We start from the raw sequence: 18655 nt of genomic DNA, 5'->3' as shown, positions 1-18655 counted from the left end.
ATGAAGGGCTGGGCGTAAGGGGTGATGCGGGACTGCGACTGATACAGCTTACGCGTGTCAGGGGTCGGGCGGCATGGCAGTTTTCCGCCTGTCAGTGGCGGGTGGCAGGATCGAAGACATGCCAGACGCGCTCGCTGCCAGCCTTGATGCCCGCCCCTACGACGCTTTGCTGCTGCTCTCGTTCGGCGGCCCCGAGGGCCCCGACGACGTCGTCCCGTTCCTGGAGAACGTGACGCGCGGCCGCGGCATCCCCAAGGAGCGGCTCAAGGAAGTGGGTCAGCACTACTTCCTGTTCGGTGGGGTCAGCCCCATCAACGACCAGAACCGGGCACTGCTGGACTCCTTGCGCAAGGACTTCGCCGAGCACGGTCTCGACCTGCCGGTCTACTGGGGCAACAGGAACTGGGCGCCGTACCTGACCGACACCCTGCGCGAGATGGTGACCGACGGGCACCGCCGCATCCTCGTGCTCGCCACCAGCGCGTACGCCTCGTACTCGGGCTGCCGCCAGTACCGCGAGAACCTCGCGGAGTCGCTGGCCGCCCTGGAGGCGGAAGGTCTGGAGCCGCCGCGGACCGACAAGCTGCGGCACTACTTCAACCACCCCGGCTTCGTCCGGCCCATGGTCGACGGCGTCCTGAAGTCCCTCGCCGACCTCCCCGAGGATGTACGGGACGGCGCCCACATCGCGTTCAGCACGCACTCCATCCCGACCGCGGCGGCCGACACCTCCGGGCCCGTGGAGGACCACGGCGACGGTGGCGCGTACGTGCAGCAGCACCTGGACGTCGCACGGCTGATCGCCGACGCCGTGCGCGAGGAGACCGGCGTCGACCACCCCTGGCAGCTCGTCTACCAGTCGCGCTCCGGCGCCCCGCACATCCCGTGGCTGGAGCCCGACATCTGCGACCATCTGGAGGAGCGGCACGGCGCCGGGGTGCCGGCCGTCGTCATGGCGCCCATCGGGTTCGTCTCGGACCACATGGAGGTCCTGTACGACCTCGACACCGAGGCCACGGCCAAGGCCGCGGAGCTCGGACTTCCGGTGCGCCGCTCCGCCACGGTCGGCGCGGACCCGCGCTTCGCCGCCGCCGTACGGGAGCTGATCCTGGAGCGGGCCGCCGCGGAGAGCGGCAGGAACGTCACGCCTTGCGCCCTGGGCGCGCTCGGCGCAAGCCACGACCTGTGCCCGGTGGGCTGCTGCCCGGCCCGCGCCCCCAAGCCCGCCGCCGCGGGCGCCGACAGCCCGTACGCGTAAGGACGCCCACGTGACCGACCCCAAGGCACTCAAGGCCCTCAAGGCAGAACTTCTCGACGTCGCCCTGGAAGCGGCCGCCCGCGCCGGTGTCTTCCTGCGCGACGGCCGCCCCGCCGACCTCGGCGTCGCCGCCACCAAGACCAGCGCCGTCGACGTGGTCACCGAGATGGACATCGCCTCGGAGAAGCTCATCACGGACTTCCTGGCCGAGCGCCGCCCCGACGACGGCGTGCTGGGTGAGGAAGGCGCCTCCAGCGAGGGCTCCAGCGGCATCCAGTGGGTGATCGACCCCATCGACGGAACCGTCAACTACCTCTACGGGCGCCCCGACTGGTCCGTCTCCATCGCGGCCCGCAAGGACGGCGAGACGATCGTCGGCGTCGTCGCGGCGCCGATGCGCGGCGAGACCTACCGCGCCGTCCTCGGCGAGGGCGCGCAGGTGAACGACCGGCCCGCCCACGCGCGCGTGGCGCCCCCCTTCGCGCAGGCCCTGGTCGGCACCGGCTTCGGTTACCTGGAGGCGCGCCGGGCCCACCAGGCCGACGTCGTACGGGAGTTGGTGCCCCGGGTGCGGGACATCCGGCGCGGCGGCTCGGCCGCGATCGACCTCTGCGACGTGGCGCTGGGCCGCCTGGACGCGTACTACGAGCGCGGCCTGAACCCCTGGGACTTCGCGGCCGGTGAGCTCATCGCGCGCGAGGCGGGCGCCCTGACCGGCGGCCGCCCCGGCGAGCCGGTGTCGCCCGAGCTGACGATCGCCGCGCCGCCCGGCCTCTTCGAGCCCCTGCAGAACTGGCTGGAAGAGCTGGGCGCCTGGCACGACTGACCAGGTCTCCCACCCCTGCCCGCACACAGCGAAGGGCCCCGGCGCCCGCCTGGATCGAACCAGGCGCCGGGGCCCTTCCTTGTGCTGCTGGATCTGTCTGTCGAACGTGCCTGTCAGACGCTAGCGGCGTGGATCTCGACGCCGTGCTCGGCGGCGAGACGGTGAAGGTCGTCCAACTCACCCTGCTCGACCTCGGCAAGGAAGTCGTCGCCGGTCTCGCGCGCCAGCGTCAGGTCGGATTCGGCCGCCTTTATGCGCTGCAGCAGTCCTACGGTGAATGCGTCCATGGTTGCGCCCCCTCGTCCTGGGTCGTGGGTCGGTGGCACGGGGGTGTGCCCTGTGGAAGGGGCGATCACGTCTCGAGTCGCCCTGCGGCAAGCGGCTCGTGGCACGCCACATACAAAGCGTGATCGCGGGTGTAAACCCGTCCTCCCCGCGCTCCCTTCCACGGAAACCTCAACCCCCGGAGAAAAACCGGCATTCCCCCTCCGCCCCGCCGCCTTACAGCCGGTTTATGGCCGAAAGGGGCAGGATGGAGGCTCACACCCCATGGACGGACCTGCTCGCGCGCGCTCGAACCTGCGCGCGCGGGCGGCCAGAGGAAGGACAGCGACGTGCGCGTACTCGTCGTCGAGGACGAGCAATTGCTCGCCGATGCGGTGGCCACCGGACTGCGCCGGGAGGCCATGGCCGTCGACGTCGTGTACGACGGTGCGGCCGCCCTGGAGCGCATCGGCGTCAACGACTACGACGTGGTCGTTCTCGACCGTGACCTCCCGCTCGTGCACGGCGACGACGTCGCCCGCAAGATCGTCGAGCTGGGCATGCCCACCCGCATCCTGATGCTGACCGCCTCCGGCGACGTCAGCGACCGCGTGGAGGGGCTGGAGCTGGGCGCCGACGACTACCTCCCCAAGCCCTTCGCGTTCAGCGAGCTGACGGCCCGTGTGCGGGCTCTCGGACGCCGGACGAGCGTGCCCCTGCCGCCCGTCCTGGAGCGCGCCGGGATCAAGCTCGACCCGAACCGGCGGGAGGTGTTCCGCGACGGCAAGGAGATCCAGCTCGCCCCCAAGGAGTTCGCCGTCCTGGAGGTGCTGCTGCGCAGCGAGGGCGCCGTGGTCTCCGCGGAGCAGCTCCTGGAGAAGGCCTGGGACGAGAACACGGACCCGTTCACCAACGTCGTGCGTGTCACGGTGATGACCCTGCGCCGCAAGCTCGGCGAGCCCGCGGTCATCGTCACGGTGCCCGGCTCCGGCTACCGGATCTGATCCCTCCATGGCCGCCGCACCAGCGCCCCCCACCGCGCCACCGAAGCCGACCTGGAAGCCGGGCACGAAGGTCGAGCCGCCCTACCCCTGGCTGCGCCCCACCATCCGCATACGGCTCACGCTGCTGTACGGCGGCATGTTCCTCATCGCGGGCATCCTGCTGCTGTCGATCATCTACATGCTCGCGGCGCAGGCGCTCAACGTGGGCAGCGACCTGCCGTTCAAGATCATCAATCACAACCTCGTCAGCTCCGTCTGCGCCATCCCCGCCGACCCGACGGACGGCCAGCTGAACGACGCGCTGAACGACTGCGTCAACCAGCAGCGCCAGCACGCCCTCGACGTCCTGCTGAGCCGTTCCCTGATGGCGCTGCTCGGCCTCGCGATCATCGCCTTCGCCTTCGGCTACGCGATGGCGGGCCGCGTCCTGTCCCCGCTCGGCCGCATCACCCGCACCGCACGCCGGGTGGCCGGCACGGACCTGTCGCGCCGTATCGAGCTGGACGGCCCGGACGACGAGCTCAAGGAGCTGTCGGACACCTTCGACGAGATGCTCGACCGCCTGGAGCGGGCCTTCACGGCGCAGCAGCGCTTCGTCGGCAACGCCTCGCACGAGCTGCGCACCCCGCTCGCCATCAACCGCACGCTGTTGGAGGTCCACCTCTCGGACCCCGCCGCCCCGGTGGAGCTGCAGCAGCTGGGCAAGACGCTGCTCGCCACGAACGAGCGCAGCGAGCAGCTCGTGGAGGGCCTGCTGCTGCTCGCACGCAGCGACAACCAGATCGTGGAGCGCAAGCCCGTGGACCTCGCCGAGGTCGCTTCGCAGGCGCTCGATCAGGCCAGATCCGAGGCCGACGACAAGGGTGTGGAGATCCGCGGCGAGCGCAAGGAGGCGGTCGTCCAGGGCAACGGCGTCCTCCTGGAGCGCATCGCGCTGAACCTCGTACAGAACGCGATCCGGTACAACGTGTCGGAGGGCGGCTGGGTCGAGGTCGACACCGAGGCACAGCACGGCCAGGCCGTGCTGCTGGTCGCCAACACGGGGCCCGTGGTCCCCGCGTACGAGATCGACAACCTCTTCGAGCCGTTCCGGCGGCTGCGCACCGAGCGCACCGGCAGCGACAAGGGCGTGGGTCTCGGCCTGTCCATCGCTCGGTCGGTGGCGCGCGCCCACGGCGGCCGGATCACCGCCGTGCCCCGCGAAGGGGGTGGGCTCGTGATGCGAGTCACCCTGCCGATCTAGGCAGGTTCAAGGTGCGATACGCGGACGGATCTGACATGCTTCCGCCGACGCGCTGGAGGAGTTCGCTTTTAGCGGAATTTTCAGTACCTGCGCCCCGGACGTCCGTGTGTGATCGATCACAAGGGCGATATTCCGGTCATCTACTCTCCGTGATCGTAAAAGCCGCCTGAAAGCCGGAAAATCCGAGTTTTCGGGCACCTTGATCACGGGAAGTACACGGGGTGGCGCCCGTGCGGTGCGAATTCGGACCGTGTACGGTCCCGTTCGCCACCCAAGCTGATCACTCCCCAGGGGTCCGGTTGGGTGTCGATTGAGTAACAGACCTTGATGTGAGGCAAAATCTCCGCCTCAGGTCGGGCACAAGTCCGGCCTCTCATGCGTTACGTGCGCTGAGACACCGCATACACCCAGAGGGGGAGAGCGCGACATGGCAACGGATTACGACACCCCACGCAAGACCGATGACGACCTCAACGAGGACAGCATCGAAGAGCTGAAGTCCCGGAGGAACGACAAGTCCGCGTCCAACGTCGACGTGGACGAGTTCGAAGCGGCCGAGGGCCTGGAACTCCCGGGCGCCGACCTCTCGAACGAGGAGCTGGCCGTCCGTGTCCTGCCCAAGCAGCAGGACGAATTCACCTGCATGAGCTGCTTCCTGGTACACCACCGCAGCCAGCTCGCGCGGGAGAAGAACGGCCAGCCGATCTGCCGCGACTGCGACTGAGGCCGGGTCGGGCATGAGTGGCTCGACCCCGCCCTGGAAGCGCCGTGTCCGAGCGTGGCGGGACACGGCATCAGGCCCGTCAGAGGCCGTGCGTGACGACGACGGGCGAGGCTCTTCCACCAGTGAAGACGCCTCGCTCGAAGCGGCGCACGAGCGCGAAGTGACGGGCGACCCGACGGCGGCCGGCGTCGTGGATCTGCACGGCGCCGACGCGGTCGAGGCGGGCACGCGGGCGCGTACGAACAGGCGCCGCGTGACCGTCGTGAAGGACAGCGTCCGCAAGAGCGGAACCATCGCGAGAACAGGGATGATCAAGGGCGGAGGCGCCGCCAGAGCCGCCATCGGCTACCTCGCCGACCGAATCATCGAGAGCGCGCCGCGCGTCCCCGTGCGGGACCTCGCGACCCTCCGCAGACAGTTCCCGGGCCTGGAGCCCGAGCGGCTCGCCGACAAGCTGGTCGCCGGTGCGGCGGCCGCCACCTCCACGGTGGGCGCCGGAGTCGGCGCGGCCGCGATGCTCCCCGTGCCGCCGGCCATGCCGACCGAGCTGGCCGCGGAGATCACCGGTGTGGCGGCGATCGAGCTGAAGCTGATCGCCGAGCTGCACGAGGTCTACGGCGTCCGGCCCCCGGGCGGCCTGAAGGACCGCAGCAGCGTCTATCTGACCTCGTGGTCGCAGGAGCGCGGGATCAACGTCTCGAAGCCGTCGACCATGGACGCGGCCCTGGGCGGCCAGATGAAGCGCGAGCTGCGCCAGCAGATCATGAAGCGCATGGTGCGCAACCTCCCGACGCTCATGCCGTTCCTGGTGGGCGCCGCGGTCGGGGCCGCCATGAACCGCAGGGACACCAGGAAGCTGGCCGAGCGGGTGCGCAAGGACCTGCGGCGCTTCCAGGTGCCGTGGGACGCGCTGCCGGAGCTGCCGCCGCTGGCCACGCCCGAGGGCGCCCTGGAGATCGAGGAGTGAGTCAGGCCCCCAGGGCCTTGGCCAAGGTTTCGGGTTCCCGCGTCGACAAGTAGACGTAGGGCGTGGGGTCCGTCGGGTCGGTGATCTCCGCGCGGACGGCCGTAGGTACATAGCTGCGCAGGAGCATGAAGGCGCGCGGGTCCGCCTTGTACGTGCGCCAGGCGCGCGCCTCCTCCGCGTCCAGGATCTCCACGGCGCCCAGGGCCGACAGCGGGATCCTCGCGTCGCCCGCGACCAGCGAGCCGGCCACGACGCGAATCCTGATCGAGCCGTACTGGCTGGTGATCACGGCCCCCACGAGCAGTCCGCCGACGAACCCGCCGAGCAGCGGGAGCGTGCCGAAGGGCATCAGGGTGAGGCCGCAGGCGACCCCCACCAGGAAGGTGACGAGCCACCACGAACGGGGTGCGGTGAGGCGTTCTTCATAAGGCGTCGTCGAGAGCTCCATGGAGCCAAGCTTGGCACGATGCGTGAAGCCGCAGGGCGCGCGGGTAAGGTCTGCGCCTGTGAGTGGTACTACAGCAGCTCTGACGCCCCCGGCCGACGCCATAGCGCCGGTGCGGCACCCCGACGCTCCCGCCCCAGGAGAGCTTCTCGGCGCGCACTACGGACACTGTTTCGGCTGCGGCGGCGAGCAGCCGCACGGACTGCACCTGGAGGCGCGGGCCGGTGACGGCGTGAGCGTGACCGCCGAGTTCACCGTGCGCTCCGCCCACCAGGGCGCGCCCGGCCTCGCCCACGGCGGCATCCTCGCCACCGCGCTCGACGAGACGCTCGGTTCGCTGAACTGGCTGCTGCGGGTGATCGCCGTGACCGGCCGCCTGGAGACGGACTTCGTGCGTCCCGTTCCCGTGGACACCGTGCTGCATCTGTCCGCCGAGGTCACCGCCGTCGCAGGGCGCAAGATCTACTCGACCGCCACCGGCCGGATCGGCGGCCCCGAGGGGCCCGTCGCGGTCCGGGCCGACGCCCTCTTCATCGAGGTCAAGGTCGACCACTTCATCGACAACGGCCGCCCGCAGGAGATCCAGGCGGCCATGAGCGACCCGGACCAGCTCCGGCGTGCCCGTGCCTTCGAGGTGAACCCGTGAACCAGCCGTTGGACGTGCTCATCCGGCGCGTCGCCCCCGATGTACCGCTGCCCGCGTACGAGCACCCGGGCGACGCGGGCGCCGATCTGCGGACCACCGAGGCGTGCGAGCTCGCCCCGGGAGAGCGCGTCGTGCTGCCCACCGGGGTGTCTGTCGCGCTGCCCGAGGGGTACGCGGCCTTCGTGCACCCGCGATCCGGTCTCGCAGCGCGCTGCGGTGTCGCTCTGGTGAATGCCCCAGGGACGGTGGATGCCGGGTACCGTGGGGAGATCAAGGTGATCGTGGTGAATCTCGACCCGCGCGAGAGCGTGCGGTTCGAGCGTTTCGACCGGATTGCCCAACTGGTCGTCCAGCAGGTCGAGAGAGTGCGCTTCCACGAGGTGGCACAGCTTCCCGACTCCGCGCGGGCCGAGGGGGGCTTCGGGTCCACGGGGGGTCATGCCTCCGTGGGCGCGGACGGTCAAAAGGGTGGGAATCGATACGCTTCGGTCGTATCCGACCGGGAAGGACAGTGACGTGTTCGGACGTCGCAAGAAGAACAGCTCCGCTGACGACGCAGTGGACGCGGCGGGCGAGGCCGAGCAGGTCGACGGTGCCGGCACGGACGCCGACGGGAAGTCGGAGCGCGTCCGCCTCGAGCCCGAGCCGCGCCCTGACGGCCCCTGGGACTCCACCGAGGTCCGTGAGCCGGGCGAGGGCCGCGTCGACCTGGGTGGGCTCTTCGTCCCCGGGGTGGACGGCATGGAGCTGCGGGTCGAGGTCGCGGGTGACGCGATCGTCGCGGCCACGGTCGTCCTCCAGGACAGCGCGGTCCAGCTCCAGGCCTTCGCCGCCCCCAAGAAGGAGGGCATCTGGGGCGAGGTCCGCGAGGAGATCGCCTCCGGCATCACCCAGCAGGGTGGCGTGATCGACGAGGTCGAGGGTCCGCTCGGCTGGGAGCTGCGGGCCCAGGTGCCGGTGCAGCTGCCGGACGGCACGGGCGGTTTCCAGGTGGTGCGGTTCATCGGCGTGGACGGCCCGCGCTGGTTCCTGCGCGGTGTGATCTCGGGCCAGGGCGCGGTGCAGCCGCAGGCGGCCGGCCTGCTGGAGCAGATCTTCCGGGACACGGTCGTGGTCCGCGGTGACGGTCCGATGGCGCCGCGCGACCCGATCGTCCTGAAGCTCCCGGACGACGCGCAGATGGTCGCCGAGGGCCCGGGCCAGGACTCCGCGGAGGGCTCGCGCTTCTCCGGCGGCATGGGCCAGCTGGCCCGTGGCCCGGAGATCACCGAGGTCCGCTGACCGGCTCGGTTCGTACGCAGGCCGGGGCCGCGCATCCCGCGAGGATGCGCGGCCCCGGCCTTTGCCGTGCGCGCGGCCGATGCGCCGGGCCCGCGCCCACGGTCGTTCTCCAGCCCAACTGCCCTTCTCCCGTTCTTACTTCAGTACTTGACGGAAGCCTGGTCCGTACCTAGGGTCACCGGCCAGCGCTGTGGTTCACATCAGCGCCTCACGTTCACATACGAGAACGGATGGCCCCCACCATGCAGGCTCGTCACAGAAGATCGCGTCCCGCCCTGCTCGCCACCCTCGTCACCGCTGTCACGGCGCTGGTCGCCGGCGTCGTCGCCTGGCCCGGCGCCGAGCGCGCCGCCGCGGCGCCCGCCGCGTTCGCCCACCCCGGAGTCACCGTCTCCAAGGGGCAGCTGGACTTCACCAAGGCCAAGGTCGACGCCGGAGCGCAGCCCTGGAAGGGCGCCTTCGACCAGATGATCGCGAGCAGGTACGCCGATCTGAACCGCACGCCCAAGCCCCGCGCCACCGTCGAGTGCGGCTCGTACTCCAACCCCAACTACGGCTGCACGGACGAGCGCGAGGACGCGATAGCCGCGTACACCGACGCTCTCGCCTGGTACATCACGCGCGACGAGCGGTACGCGAAGAAGTCGATCGCGCTCATGGACGCCTGGTCGAGTGTCATCAAGGAGCACACGAACAGCAACGGTCCGCTCCAGACCGGCTGGGCCGGCTCCTCCTGGCCGAGGGCCGCCGAGATCATCAAGTACACGTACACCGGCGGCTGGGCCGACGAGAGCCGCTTCAGGACCATGCTGCGCGACGTGTACCTGCCGAAGGTCATCAACGGCTCCAACTCCAACGGCAACTGGGAGCTGTCGATGATGGAGGCCGCTGTCGGCATCTCCGTGTACCTGGAGGACAAGGCGTCGTACGACAAGGCGATGGCGAAGTTCCGGACGCGTGCGGCCGCCTACGTCTACCTCTCCTCGGACGGCGCCCTGCCCAAGACCGTGCCGAGCCAGAACCTGGACACCAAGGCGAAGATCGTCAGCTACTGGCAGGGCCAGTCGACCTTCGTGACGGGGCTGACGCAGGAGACCTGCCGCGACTTCACCCACACCGGGTACGGCATCTCCGCCATCTCGCACATCGCCGAGACCAGCCACATCCAGGGCCAGGACCTGTACGGCACCGACGTCGGCGAGCGGCTGCGCCAGGCGCTGGGCTTCCACGCCAAGTACGAGCTCGGTGAGGCGCCGCCGAGCTGGCTGTGCGGCGGCAGCGTCGACCGCGGGCTCGGCCCGGTCACCGAGGTCGGCTACAACGCCCTGCACACCCGTCTCGGCACCGCCATGAGCAACACCCAGAAGCTGACCGAGCAGCAGCGCCCGGCCGGCTCCGACAACCTGTTCGTCGCCTGGGAGACCCTCACCCACGCCGAGAACCCGAGCTGACGGGCGCCCGGACCCGACCACGGCCCGACCGGGTGCTGGAACTCGGCGACGGCGAGAGCGTCCAGCACCCCTGAACCACGCGCCGCGCATCAGGGTTCTGTCAAAGACACCCGCCCACCAGGCATCCGTCCCTTTCGCCGGGCCCCCTGACCGTAAAGTCGTGGCCATGGGACGCGGCAAGCTTCGGATCTACCTCGGTTCCGCACCGGGCGTCGGCAAGACGTACGCGATGCTGTCCGAGGCGCACCGCCGCACCGGGCGGGGCACCGACTGCGTCGTCGCGTTCGTCGAGCACCACAAGCGGCCACGGACCGAGGTGATGCTGCACGGCCTGGAGCAGGTCCCGCGCAAGGAGATCGAGTACCGCGGCTCCGTCTTCCAGGAGATGGACGTCGACGCGGTCCTCGGCCGGGCCCCGGCCGTCGCCCTCGTCGACGAACTGGCGCACACCAACGTGCCGGGCTCGCGCAACGCCAAACGCTGGCAGGACGTCGAGGAACTGCTCGCCGCGGGCGTCGACGTCGTCTCGACCGTCAACATCCAGCACCTCGAATCCCTGGGCGACGTCGTCGAGGCGATCACCGGCGTACGCCAGCGGGAGACGGTGCCCGACGAGGTCGTACGCCGCGCGGACCAGATCGAGCTGGTCGACATGTCGCCCCAGGCGCTGCGCCGCCGCATGGCCCACGGCAACATCTACACATCGGACAAGGTCGACGCGGCCCTGTCCAACTACTTCCGCCCCGGCAACCTCACCGCCCTGCGCGAACTGGCCCTCCTGTGGGTCGCCGACCGGGCCGACGAGTACCTCCAGCAGTACCGTGGCGAGCACAACATCCGCTCCACCTGGCAGGCCCGCGAGCGCATCGTCGTCGGCCTCACCGGCGGTCCCGAGGGCCGTACGCTGATCAGACGCGCGGCACGGCTCGCGGAGAAGGGCGCGGGTGGCGAGGTACTGGCCGTCTACATCGCCCGCAGCGACGGGCTGACCGCCGCCTCGCCCAAGGAACTGGCCGTCCAGCGCACCCTCGTCGAAGACCTCGGCGGCACGTTCCACCACGTGATCGGCGACGACGTCCCCTCGGCGCTCCTGGAGTTCGCCCGCGGCGTCAACGCCACCCAGATCGTCCTCGGCTCCTCGCGCCGCAAGACCTGGCAGTACATCTTCGGGCCCGGCGTCGGCGCCACCGTCGCCCGGGAGTCCGGGCCCGACCTCGACGTCCACATCGTCACGCACGAGGAGGCCGCCAAGGGGCGCGGCCTGCCCGTCGCGCGCGGGGCCCGGCTCGGCCGCTCCCGCATCCTGGGCGGCTGGCTCGTCGGCGTCGGCGGTCCGGCGCTGCTCGCGCTCCTGCTCACCCACGTCGACTCCGACCTCGGCCTCGCCAACGACATGCTGCTGTTCCTGTCGTTGACCGTGGCGGCGGCGCTGGTCGGCGGAGTGCTCCCGGCGCTCGCGGCGGCGGCCTTCGGCTCGCTGCTCCTGAACTACTTCTTCACACCGCCCCTGCACCTGTTCACGGTCGCCGACCCGAAGAACATCGTCGCCATCGTGATCTTCGGGAGCGTCGCCGTCTCGGTCGCCTCGGTCGTCGACCTCGCCGCCCGCCGCACCCACCAGGCCGCCCGGCTACGCGCCGAGTCCGAGATCCTCTCCTTCCTCGCGGGCAGCGTGCTGCGCGGCGACACGAGCCTGGAAGCGCTGCTCGAACGCGTACGGGAGACTTTCGCGATGGAGTCCGTGGCGCTGCTCGAACGGGAGAGCGACACCGCGCCGTGGACCTGCGCGGGCAGCGTCGGGCCGCGGCCCGACGGCCGCCCCGAGGACGCCGACGTCGACGTGCCCGTGGGCGACCACATGGCGCTGGCCCTGTCCGGGCGCGTCCTGCCCGCGGAGGACCGCCGGGTCCTCGCCGCGTTCGCCGCGCAGGCCGCCGTCGTCGTGGACCGCCGAAGGCTCCAGTCCGAGGCCGAGCAGGCCCGCACGCTCGCCGAGGGCAACCGCATCCGCACCGCCCTGCTCGCCGCGGTCAGCCACGACCTGCGCACCCCGCTCGCCGGCATCAAGGCCGCCGTCTCCTCGCTGCGCTCCGAGGACGTCGACTGGTCGCCCGAGGACCAGGCGGAGCTGCTCGCCGGCATCGAGGCGGGCGCCGACCGGCTCGACCACCTCGTGGGGAACCTGCTCGACATGTCCCGCCTCCAGACCGGCACCGTCACCCCGCTCATCCGGGAGAGCGACCTCGACGAGGTGGTGCCGATGGCGCTCGTCGGCGTACCCGACCCGGAGCTCAGCGTCGACCTCGACATCCCGGAGTCACTGCCGATGGTCAGCGTCGACAAGGGGCTCCTGGAGCGGGCCGTCGCGAACATCGTCGAGAACGCCGTCAAGTACAGTCCGCCCGACGAACCCGTCCTGGTCTCCGCCAGCACCCTCGGCGAGCGGGTCGAACTGCGCGTCGCGGACCGCGGGCCCGGCGTACCGGACGAGGCCAAGGAGCGCATCTTCGCCCCGTTCCAGCGCTACGGGGACGCTCCGCGCGGCGCGGGCGTGGGGCTCGGGCTCGCCGTGGCGCGCGGCTTCGTCGAGGCGATGGGCGGCACACTCGGAGCGGAGGACACTCCCGGGGGCGGCCTCACGATGGTGCTCACCCTGCGCGCGGCGGGCCCCGCGCCCTCCGCCGGGCCGGCACCGACAGCAGTACCAGCATCAGCACCAGCCGACACCGCAGTACCGCAGAGAGGCAGGCACGCATGACCAGGGTGCTCGTGGTCGAGGACGAACCGCAGATCGTTCGCGCCCTCGTCATCAACCTGAAAGCGCGCAAGTACGAGGTGGACGCCGCGTCCGACGGCGCCGGGGCGCTCCAGCTCGCCGCCGCCCGCCACCCCGACGTGGTCGTCCTGGACCTCGGCCTGCCCGACATGGACGGCGTCGAGGTGATCAAGGGGCTGCGCGGCTGGACCCGGGTGCCCATCCTCGTCCTGTCCGCCCGGCACTCCTCCGACGAGAAGGTCGAGGCGCTCGACGCGGGCGCCGACGACTACGTCACGAAGCCCTTCGGCATGGACGAACTCCTCGCGCGGCTGCGGGCGGCCGTGCGGCGCGCCGAGCCCACCGGCGGCACCGGCGACGAGGGGATCGTCGAGACCGACGACTTCACCGTCGACATGGCCGCGAAGAAGGTCCACAGGGACGGCCGCGACGTGCGGCTCACCCCCACCGAGTGGCACCTGCTCGAAGTGCTCGTGCGCAACACCGGACGCCTGGTCAGCCAGAAACAGCTGCTCCAGGAGGTGTGGGGGCCTTCGTACGGGACGGAGACCAACTACCTGCGGGTCTACATGGCACAGCTGCGCCGCAAGCTGGAGACCGACCCCTCGCACCCGCGGCATTTCATCACCGAACCCGGGATGGGATACCGGTTCGAGAAGTAGGAGCCCGGAAAACGGGGTACACCAGCGAGTACGACCGTGACAGCGGCCCCGGGTACGCTTCCTGTATGAGTGCTGTTCCTCGTTCCGACAGGGCGTCAGAGAAGCCGGCGGGCCGCTTCCGGCGCATGCTCGACCGACTGTCCACCTCCCAGGAGGACCTGGAGTCGGAGGAGCTGCGCGAGGATGCGGAGACCACGGGCTGTACACGGATCGGTGACTGCCACGACCGGCAGATAGTGTCGGTGACTGGTACGTTGCGCACGGTAACCTTGCGACCACGCGCCGGAGTTCCGGCCCTGGAGGCGGAGTTGTTCGACGGTTCCGCCGCCCTCGACGTGGTGTGGCTCGGCCGGCGCTCGATCGTGGGAATCGAACCCGGCCGGAAGTTGATCGCATCGGGGCGGATCTCGATGAGCCGGGGCCGTAGGGTGCTCTTCAACCCGAAGTACGAACTCAGACCCCTCGGACGGGAGTAGCCGGTGACGTCCCTCGACAAGCCGACCGACCGCGAACCCGGAGTCGACCAGGACGCCGCCGCTTCGAAGGCGGTGACCGAGGCCGCGCTCTTCGAGGCCTTCGGCGGCGTGCGGGGCATGGTGGAGACCGTCGTGCCCGGCCTCCTCTTCGTGACCATCTTCACGATCAACAAGGACCTGCACCTGTCGGCCATCGCGGCCCTCGCGGTCTCCCTGGTCCTGGTCGTGGTGCGGCTGGTCATGAAGGACACCGTCAAGCACGCCTTCAGCGGCGTCTTCGGTGTCGCGTTCGGCGTCGTCTTCGCGATGATGACCGGCAGCGCCAAGGCGTTCTATCTGCCGGGCATGCTCTACACGCTGGGCCTCGCGCTCGCCTACATCATCACCACGCTGTGCGGAGTTCCCCTGATCGGGCTCATCCTCGGCCCGGTGTTCAAGGAGAATCTGTCGTGGCGGACGCGTAACCCGGGACGCAAGAAGGCGTACAGCAAGGCGAGTTGGGCCTGGGGCCTCATTCTGCTCGCCAAGTGCGCGATCCTGTTCCCGATGTACTTCTGGGCGGACACCGACTCCGCCGACACGCAGTTCGGCTGGGTGCTCATCGCGCTGAAGATCCCGCCGTTCCTGCTGGCGGTATGGCTGACCTGGGTGTTCCTGGCGAAGGCGCCCGCGCCGATCGATGTGTTCGCCGAGATGGAAGCGGCCGAGGCTGCCGAGAAGGCGGCTTCTTCCGACGGTGCGCGGCATCGCCGTGAGGTGTGAGGACGTCCGGCGGGCGCGCGTCGTAGGGGGCCGGTCGCGCAGTTCCCCGCGCCCCTAGAGGCAGAAAAGGTCCCCCCGAGCCCAGAGGCTCGGGGGGACCTTTTTTCTACCTCTACGCGTCCTCGCGGCGGACCGACAGCAGGTCCTCCAGCTGCTCCTCACGCGCCTGGGCCGCGACGAACAGCAGCTCGTCGCCCGCCTCCAGGGAGTCCTCCAGGCTGGGGGCCAGCACGCGGGTGCCGCGGATGATCGTGACCAGGGACGTGTCCTGCGGCCACTGCACGTCGCCGACGCGCGTGCCGGCAAGCGCCGACTCGGGCGGGAGCGTCAGCTCGACCAGGTTCGCGTCGCCGTGGCTGAAGCGGAGGAGGCGGACCAGATCGCCGACGCTCACCGCCTCCTCGACCAGGGCCGACATGAGACGCGGAGTGGAGACGGCGACGTCGACGCCCCACGACTCGTTGAACAGCCACTCGTTCTTCGGATTGTTGACGCGGGCGACGACCCGCGGGACCCCGTACTCGGTCTTCGCGAGGAGGGAGACGACGAGGTTGACCTTGTCGTCACCGGTGGCCGCGATGACCACGTTGCAGCGCTGCAGCGCCGCCTCGTCCAGGGACGTGATCTCGCAGGCGTCGGCCAGCAGCCACTCCGCCTGCGGGACGCGCTCGACCGAGATGGCCGTCGGCGCCTTGTCGACGAGGAGGACCTCGTGACCGTTCTCCAGGAGCTCCGCCGCGATCGAACGGCCGACCGCTCCGGCTCCGGCAATGGCGACCCTCATCACTGACCGCCTTCCTCGGGGCCTTCGGCGAACGCCGCCTCGACCTTCTCGACCTCGTCCGTGCGCATCATCACGTGCACGAGATCGCCTTCCTGGAGCACCGTCTGCGACGTCGGCAGGATCGCCTCGCCGAGCCGGGTGAGGAACGCCACGCGCACCCTCGTCTCCTCCTGGAGACGGCTGATCTTGTGGCCCACCCAGGACTCCGACGCGTGCACCTCGGCGAGCTGGACCCCGCCGGTGGGGTCGCGCCACAGCGGCTCGGCGCCGGACGGCAGCAGCCGCCGCAGCATCTGGTCGGCGGTCCAGCGGACCGTGGCGACCGTCGGGATACCGAGCCGCTGGTAGACCTCGGCGCGGCGGGGGTCGTAGATACGCGCCGCCACGTTCTCGATCCCGAACATCTCGCGGGCCACGCGGGCGGCGATGATGTTCGAGTTGTCACCACTGGAGACGGCGGCGAAGGCGCCCGCCTCCTCGATGCCGGCCTCGCGCAGGGTGTCCTGGTCGAAGCCGACCCCGGTGACGCGCCGGCCGCCGAAACCGGAGCCCAGCCGCCGGAAAGCCGTCGGGTCCTGGTCGACCACGGCGACCGTGTGGCCCTGCTGCTCCAGGGTCTGGGCGAGTTGGGACCCTACTCGGCCGCAGCCCATGATCACGATATGCACGGACTACCCCGCACTCCTCATAGGCCAACTGACCTGCGTAAACGTCCTGCTCATGGCTCTCTCTCGCGGCTCGGTCCAGCCGGTGCGGCTCGATCACGGGCACGGTGCCGGTTCTCCAGGCCCGCGCTCGGCACCACCGTATCGGCAATGGGCTCGAACTCCGCCTCCGCGTCGGCTCCTGGATCACCACCGCTTCCCCTCCTTTCGGCGGGGCGTTCGCCGATTCGGGGTGGTGGGTGGGCGGCCCCCCTTTCGAACGCTTACGATCCTCTGCGTGTCCAAACTGACCGACGTGCCCAAACGGATCTTGATCGGGCGCGCACTGCGCAGTGACCGGCTCGGAGAAACGCTCCTGCCGAAGCGCATCGCACTCCCCGTTTTCGCCTCCGACCCGCTGTCCTCCGTGGCGTACGCGCCGGGCGAGGTCCTGCTGGTCCTCTCCATCGCGGGCGTGTCGGCCTACCACTTCAGCCCCTGGATCGCGGTCGCGGTCGTCGTGCTGATGTTCACGGTCGTCGCCTCCTACCGGCAGAACGTGCACGCCTACCCGAGCGGCGGCGGCGACTACGAGGTGGCCACCACCAACCTCGGCCCGAAGGCCGGGCTCACCGTCGCCAGCGCCCTCCTCGTCGACTACGTCCTGACCGTCGCCGTCTCCATCGCCTCCGGCATCGAGAACCTCGGCTCCGCGATCCCCTTCGTGGTCGAGCACAAGGTGCTCTGCGCCTGCGCCGTCATCGTCCTGCTGACGGTGATGAACCTGCGCGGCGTCAAGGAGTCCGGGAAGCTCTTCGCCATCCCGACGTACGTCTTCGTCGCCGGCGTCTTCATCATGATCGCCTGGGGCGCCTTCCGCGGCCTCGTCCTCGACGACTCCATGAAGGCCCCCACCTCCGACTTCCACATCAAGGCCGAGCACCAGGGGCTCGCGGGCTTCGCGCTCGTCTTCCTGCTCCTGCGCGCCTTCTCCTCCGGCTGTGCGGCGCTCACCGGCGTCGAGGCGATCTCCAACGGCGTACCGGCGTTCCGCAAGCCCAAGTCGAAGAACGCGGCGTCCACGCTCGCGCTGATGGGCGCGCTCGCCGTGACCATGTTCTGCGGCATCATCGCGCTCGCCATGGTGACCAAGGTGCGGATGGCCGAGCACCCGGCGACGGACCTGATCCACAACGGCGCGGCGGTCGGCTCCGGCTACGTCCAGAACCCGGTGATCTCCCAGGTCGCCGAGGCCGTCTTCGGCAAAGGCAGCTTCCTCTTCGTCATCCTGGCGGCGGCCACGGCGCTGGTCCTATTCCTCGCCGCCAACACCGCGTACAACGGCTTCCCGCTGCTCGGCTCGATCCTCGCGCAGGACCGCTACCTGCCGCGCCAGCTGCACACCCGCGGCGACCGCCTCGCGTTCTCCAACGGCATCGTGCTCCTCGCCGGCGCGGCCATGCTGCTCGTCGTCATCTACGGCGCCGACTCCACCCGCCTCATCCAGCTCTACATCGTCGGCGTCTTCGTCTCCTTCACGCTCAGCCAGACCGGCATGGTCCGGCACTGGAACCGCCACCTGCGCTCGGAGAAGAACCCCGACAAGCGGCGCCACATGATCCGCTCCCGCGCGATCAACACCTTCGGCGCCTTCTTCACCGGCCTGGTCCTCGTGGTCGTCCTCGTCACGAAGTTCACGCACGGTGCCTGGGTGGCCCTCCTCGGCATGTGCATCTTCTACGCGACGATGACCGCGATCCGTAAGCACTACGACCGGGTCGCCGAGGAGATCGCCGCGCCGGAGACGCCGTCCGACGACAGCGTCCGCCCGTCCCGCATCCACTCCATCGTCCTCGTCTCCAAGACCCACCGCCCCACCCTGCGGGCCCTGGCCTACGCCCGGCTGATGCGCTCGGACACGCTCGAAGCGCTGAGCGTCAACGTCGACCCGGCCGAGACGAAGGCGCTGCGTGAGGAGTGGGAGCGGCGCGGCATCGACGTACCGCTCAAGATCCTCGACTCGCCCTACCGCGAGATCACCCGGCCGGTCATCGAGTACGTCAAGAGCCTGCGCCGCGAGTCGCCGCGCGACGCCGTCAGCGTGATCATCCCCGAGTACGTGGTCGGCCACTGGTACGAACAACTGCTGCACAACCAGAGCGCGCTGCGCCTGAAGGGCCGCCTGCTCTTCACACCCGGCATCATGGTGACCTCCGTGCCCTACCAGCTCGAGTCCTCCGAGGTCGCCAAGAAGCGGGCCCGCAGGCGCTCCGAGTGGAACGCCCCGGGTGCGGTCCGCCGGGGCCCGGTGGAGAAGCGCCCGAAGGAGCCGAGCGGCAAGTAGCCCTTGCGGGATCGGCTCGTGGTGAGCGGCCGGGTGACAGCCACGTAGACTGGTGGGCTGTTGTCCGGCCGCTTCCGTTTGCGGCCGTTTCCCCTTGA

The 18655-nt window shown here is 70.2% G+C and carries 19 protein-coding genes; 15 read left to right on the top strand and 4 right to left on the bottom strand.

Annotated elements, in window-relative coordinates:
- The first annotated feature begins 118 nt into the window (after positions 1 to 118).
- Entirely contained in the window at positions 119 to 1258 is a 1140-nt protein-coding gene (locus ACZ45E_RS05760) for a ferrochelatase (protein ID WP_468216952.1), read from the top strand.
- A gap of 10 nt (positions 1259 to 1268) precedes the next feature.
- Positions 1269 to 2084 carry an inositol monophosphatase family protein gene (locus ACZ45E_RS05755; RefSeq protein WP_468216949.1) on the top strand — a complete coding sequence of 272 codons (816 nt, stop codon included), beginning with the start codon at positions 1269 to 1271 and terminating at the stop codon, positions 2082 to 2084.
- A gap of 113 nt (positions 2085 to 2197) precedes the next feature.
- On the opposite strand, the gene ACZ45E_RS05750 is transcribed toward ACZ45E_RS05755, so the two are convergent.
- Positions 2198 to 2371, bottom strand: coding sequence for a hypothetical protein (locus ACZ45E_RS05750; RefSeq protein ID WP_468216947.1), 174 nt, complete (start codon positions 2369 to 2371; stop codon positions 2198 to 2200).
- Between the two features lie 327 nt (positions 2372 to 2698).
- On the opposite strand from ACZ45E_RS05750, the gene ACZ45E_RS05745 reads away from it, so the two are divergent.
- The 4 genes from ACZ45E_RS05745 (at position 2699) to ACZ45E_RS05730 (ending at position 6286) form a co-directional block, all read left to right on the top strand.
- The gene (locus ACZ45E_RS05745) at positions 2699 to 3352 is read left to right on the top strand and encodes a response regulator transcription factor (RefSeq protein ID WP_018535991.1); all 654 of its coding nucleotides are present in this window, start codon (positions 2699 to 2701) and stop codon (positions 3350 to 3352) included.
- A gap of 7 nt (positions 3353 to 3359) precedes the next feature.
- Positions 3360 to 4595, top strand: a complete 1236-nt coding sequence (locus ACZ45E_RS05740) for a sensor histidine kinase (RefSeq protein WP_468216944.1) — start codon at positions 3360 to 3362, stop codon at positions 4593 to 4595.
- A gap of 427 nt (positions 4596 to 5022) precedes the next feature.
- Entirely contained in the window at positions 5023 to 5319 is a 297-nt protein-coding gene (locus ACZ45E_RS05735) for a DUF4193 domain-containing protein (protein WP_018535993.1), read from the top strand.
- 13 nt (positions 5320 to 5332) lie between these two features.
- On the top strand, positions 5333 to 6286 hold the full coding sequence (locus ACZ45E_RS05730) for a hypothetical protein (protein ID WP_468216942.1): 954 nt from the start codon (positions 5333 to 5335) through the stop codon (positions 6284 to 6286).
- Between the two features lies 1 nt (position 6287).
- Here ACZ45E_RS05730 and ACZ45E_RS05725 read toward each other — a convergent pair whose 3' ends face one another.
- Positions 6288 to 6734: a DUF3093 domain-containing protein gene (locus ACZ45E_RS05725; protein WP_468216940.1), complete on the bottom strand. Its 447-nt coding sequence runs from the start codon at positions 6732 to 6734 to the stop codon at positions 6288 to 6290.
- A gap of 58 nt (positions 6735 to 6792) precedes the next feature.
- Between ACZ45E_RS05725 and ACZ45E_RS05720 the strand changes: the two genes are divergently transcribed.
- The 8 genes from ACZ45E_RS05720 to ACZ45E_RS05685 all read left to right on the top strand — a co-directional run bounded on the left by ACZ45E_RS05720 (position 6793) and on the right by ACZ45E_RS05685 (position 14785).
- Entirely contained in the window at positions 6793 to 7377 is a 585-nt protein-coding gene (locus ACZ45E_RS05720) for a PaaI family thioesterase (RefSeq protein ID WP_468216939.1), read from the top strand.
- Entirely contained in the window at positions 7374 to 7892 is a 519-nt protein-coding gene (dut, locus tag ACZ45E_RS05715) for a dUTP diphosphatase (RefSeq protein ID WP_468216936.1), read from the top strand. Before ACZ45E_RS05720 ends, dut begins: the two co-directional genes overlap by 4 nt.
- Before the next feature lies 1 nt (position 7893).
- Positions 7894 to 8658, top strand: a complete 765-nt coding sequence (locus ACZ45E_RS05710; protein WP_468216934.1) for a DUF3710 domain-containing protein — start codon at positions 7894 to 7896, stop codon at positions 8656 to 8658.
- A gap of 230 nt (positions 8659 to 8888) precedes the next feature.
- Positions 8889 to 10109 (top strand): alginate lyase family protein, encoded by a 1221-nt coding sequence (locus tag ACZ45E_RS05705; RefSeq protein ID WP_468216931.1) that lies wholly within the window; start codon positions 8889 to 8891, stop codon positions 10107 to 10109.
- A 166-nt stretch (positions 10110 to 10275) separates the two neighbouring features.
- On the top strand, positions 10276 to 12867 hold the full coding sequence (locus ACZ45E_RS05700) for an ATP-binding protein (protein WP_468216929.1): 2592 nt from the start codon (positions 10276 to 10278) through the stop codon (positions 12865 to 12867).
- Positions 12864 to 13547 carry a response regulator gene (locus ACZ45E_RS05695; RefSeq protein WP_468216926.1) on the top strand — a complete coding sequence of 228 codons (684 nt, stop codon included), beginning with the start codon at positions 12864 to 12866 and terminating at the stop codon, positions 13545 to 13547. Before ACZ45E_RS05700 ends, ACZ45E_RS05695 begins: the two co-directional genes overlap by 4 nt.
- Positions 13548 to 13612: 65 nt before the next feature.
- Positions 13613 to 14023, top strand: coding sequence for an OB-fold nucleic acid binding domain-containing protein (locus tag ACZ45E_RS05690; protein ID WP_468216924.1), 411 nt, complete (start codon positions 13613 to 13615; stop codon positions 14021 to 14023).
- Positions 14024 to 14026: 3 nt separating this feature from the next.
- A complete protein-coding gene (locus ACZ45E_RS05685; protein WP_468216921.1) occupies positions 14027 to 14785 on the top strand; it encodes a DUF3159 domain-containing protein in 759 nt (252 codons plus the stop codon).
- Between the two features lie 112 nt (positions 14786 to 14897).
- On the opposite strand, the gene ACZ45E_RS05680 is transcribed toward ACZ45E_RS05685, so the two are convergent.
- Both ACZ45E_RS05680 and ACZ45E_RS05675 read right to left on the bottom strand, forming a co-directional pair.
- Positions 14898 to 15569, bottom strand: a complete 672-nt coding sequence (locus ACZ45E_RS05680) for a potassium channel family protein (protein ID WP_468216919.1) — start codon at positions 15567 to 15569, stop codon at positions 14898 to 14900.
- On the bottom strand, positions 15569 to 16237 hold the full coding sequence (locus ACZ45E_RS05675; RefSeq protein ID WP_468216917.1) for a potassium channel family protein: 669 nt from the start codon (positions 16235 to 16237) through the stop codon (positions 15569 to 15571). The genes ACZ45E_RS05680 and ACZ45E_RS05675 overlap by 1 nt, the downstream gene beginning before the upstream one ends.
- A gap of 274 nt (positions 16238 to 16511) precedes the next feature.
- On the opposite strand from ACZ45E_RS05675, the gene ACZ45E_RS05670 reads away from it, so the two are divergent.
- Entirely contained in the window at positions 16512 to 18557 is a 2046-nt protein-coding gene (locus ACZ45E_RS05670) for an APC family permease (protein ID WP_468216914.1), read from the top strand.
- Positions 18558 to 18655 lie beyond the last annotated feature (98 nt).

It is taken from the genome of Streptomyces sp. NPDC030991 (genome assembly GCF_055571235.1).
This window is presented reverse-complemented; position numbering and strand designations above follow the sequence as displayed.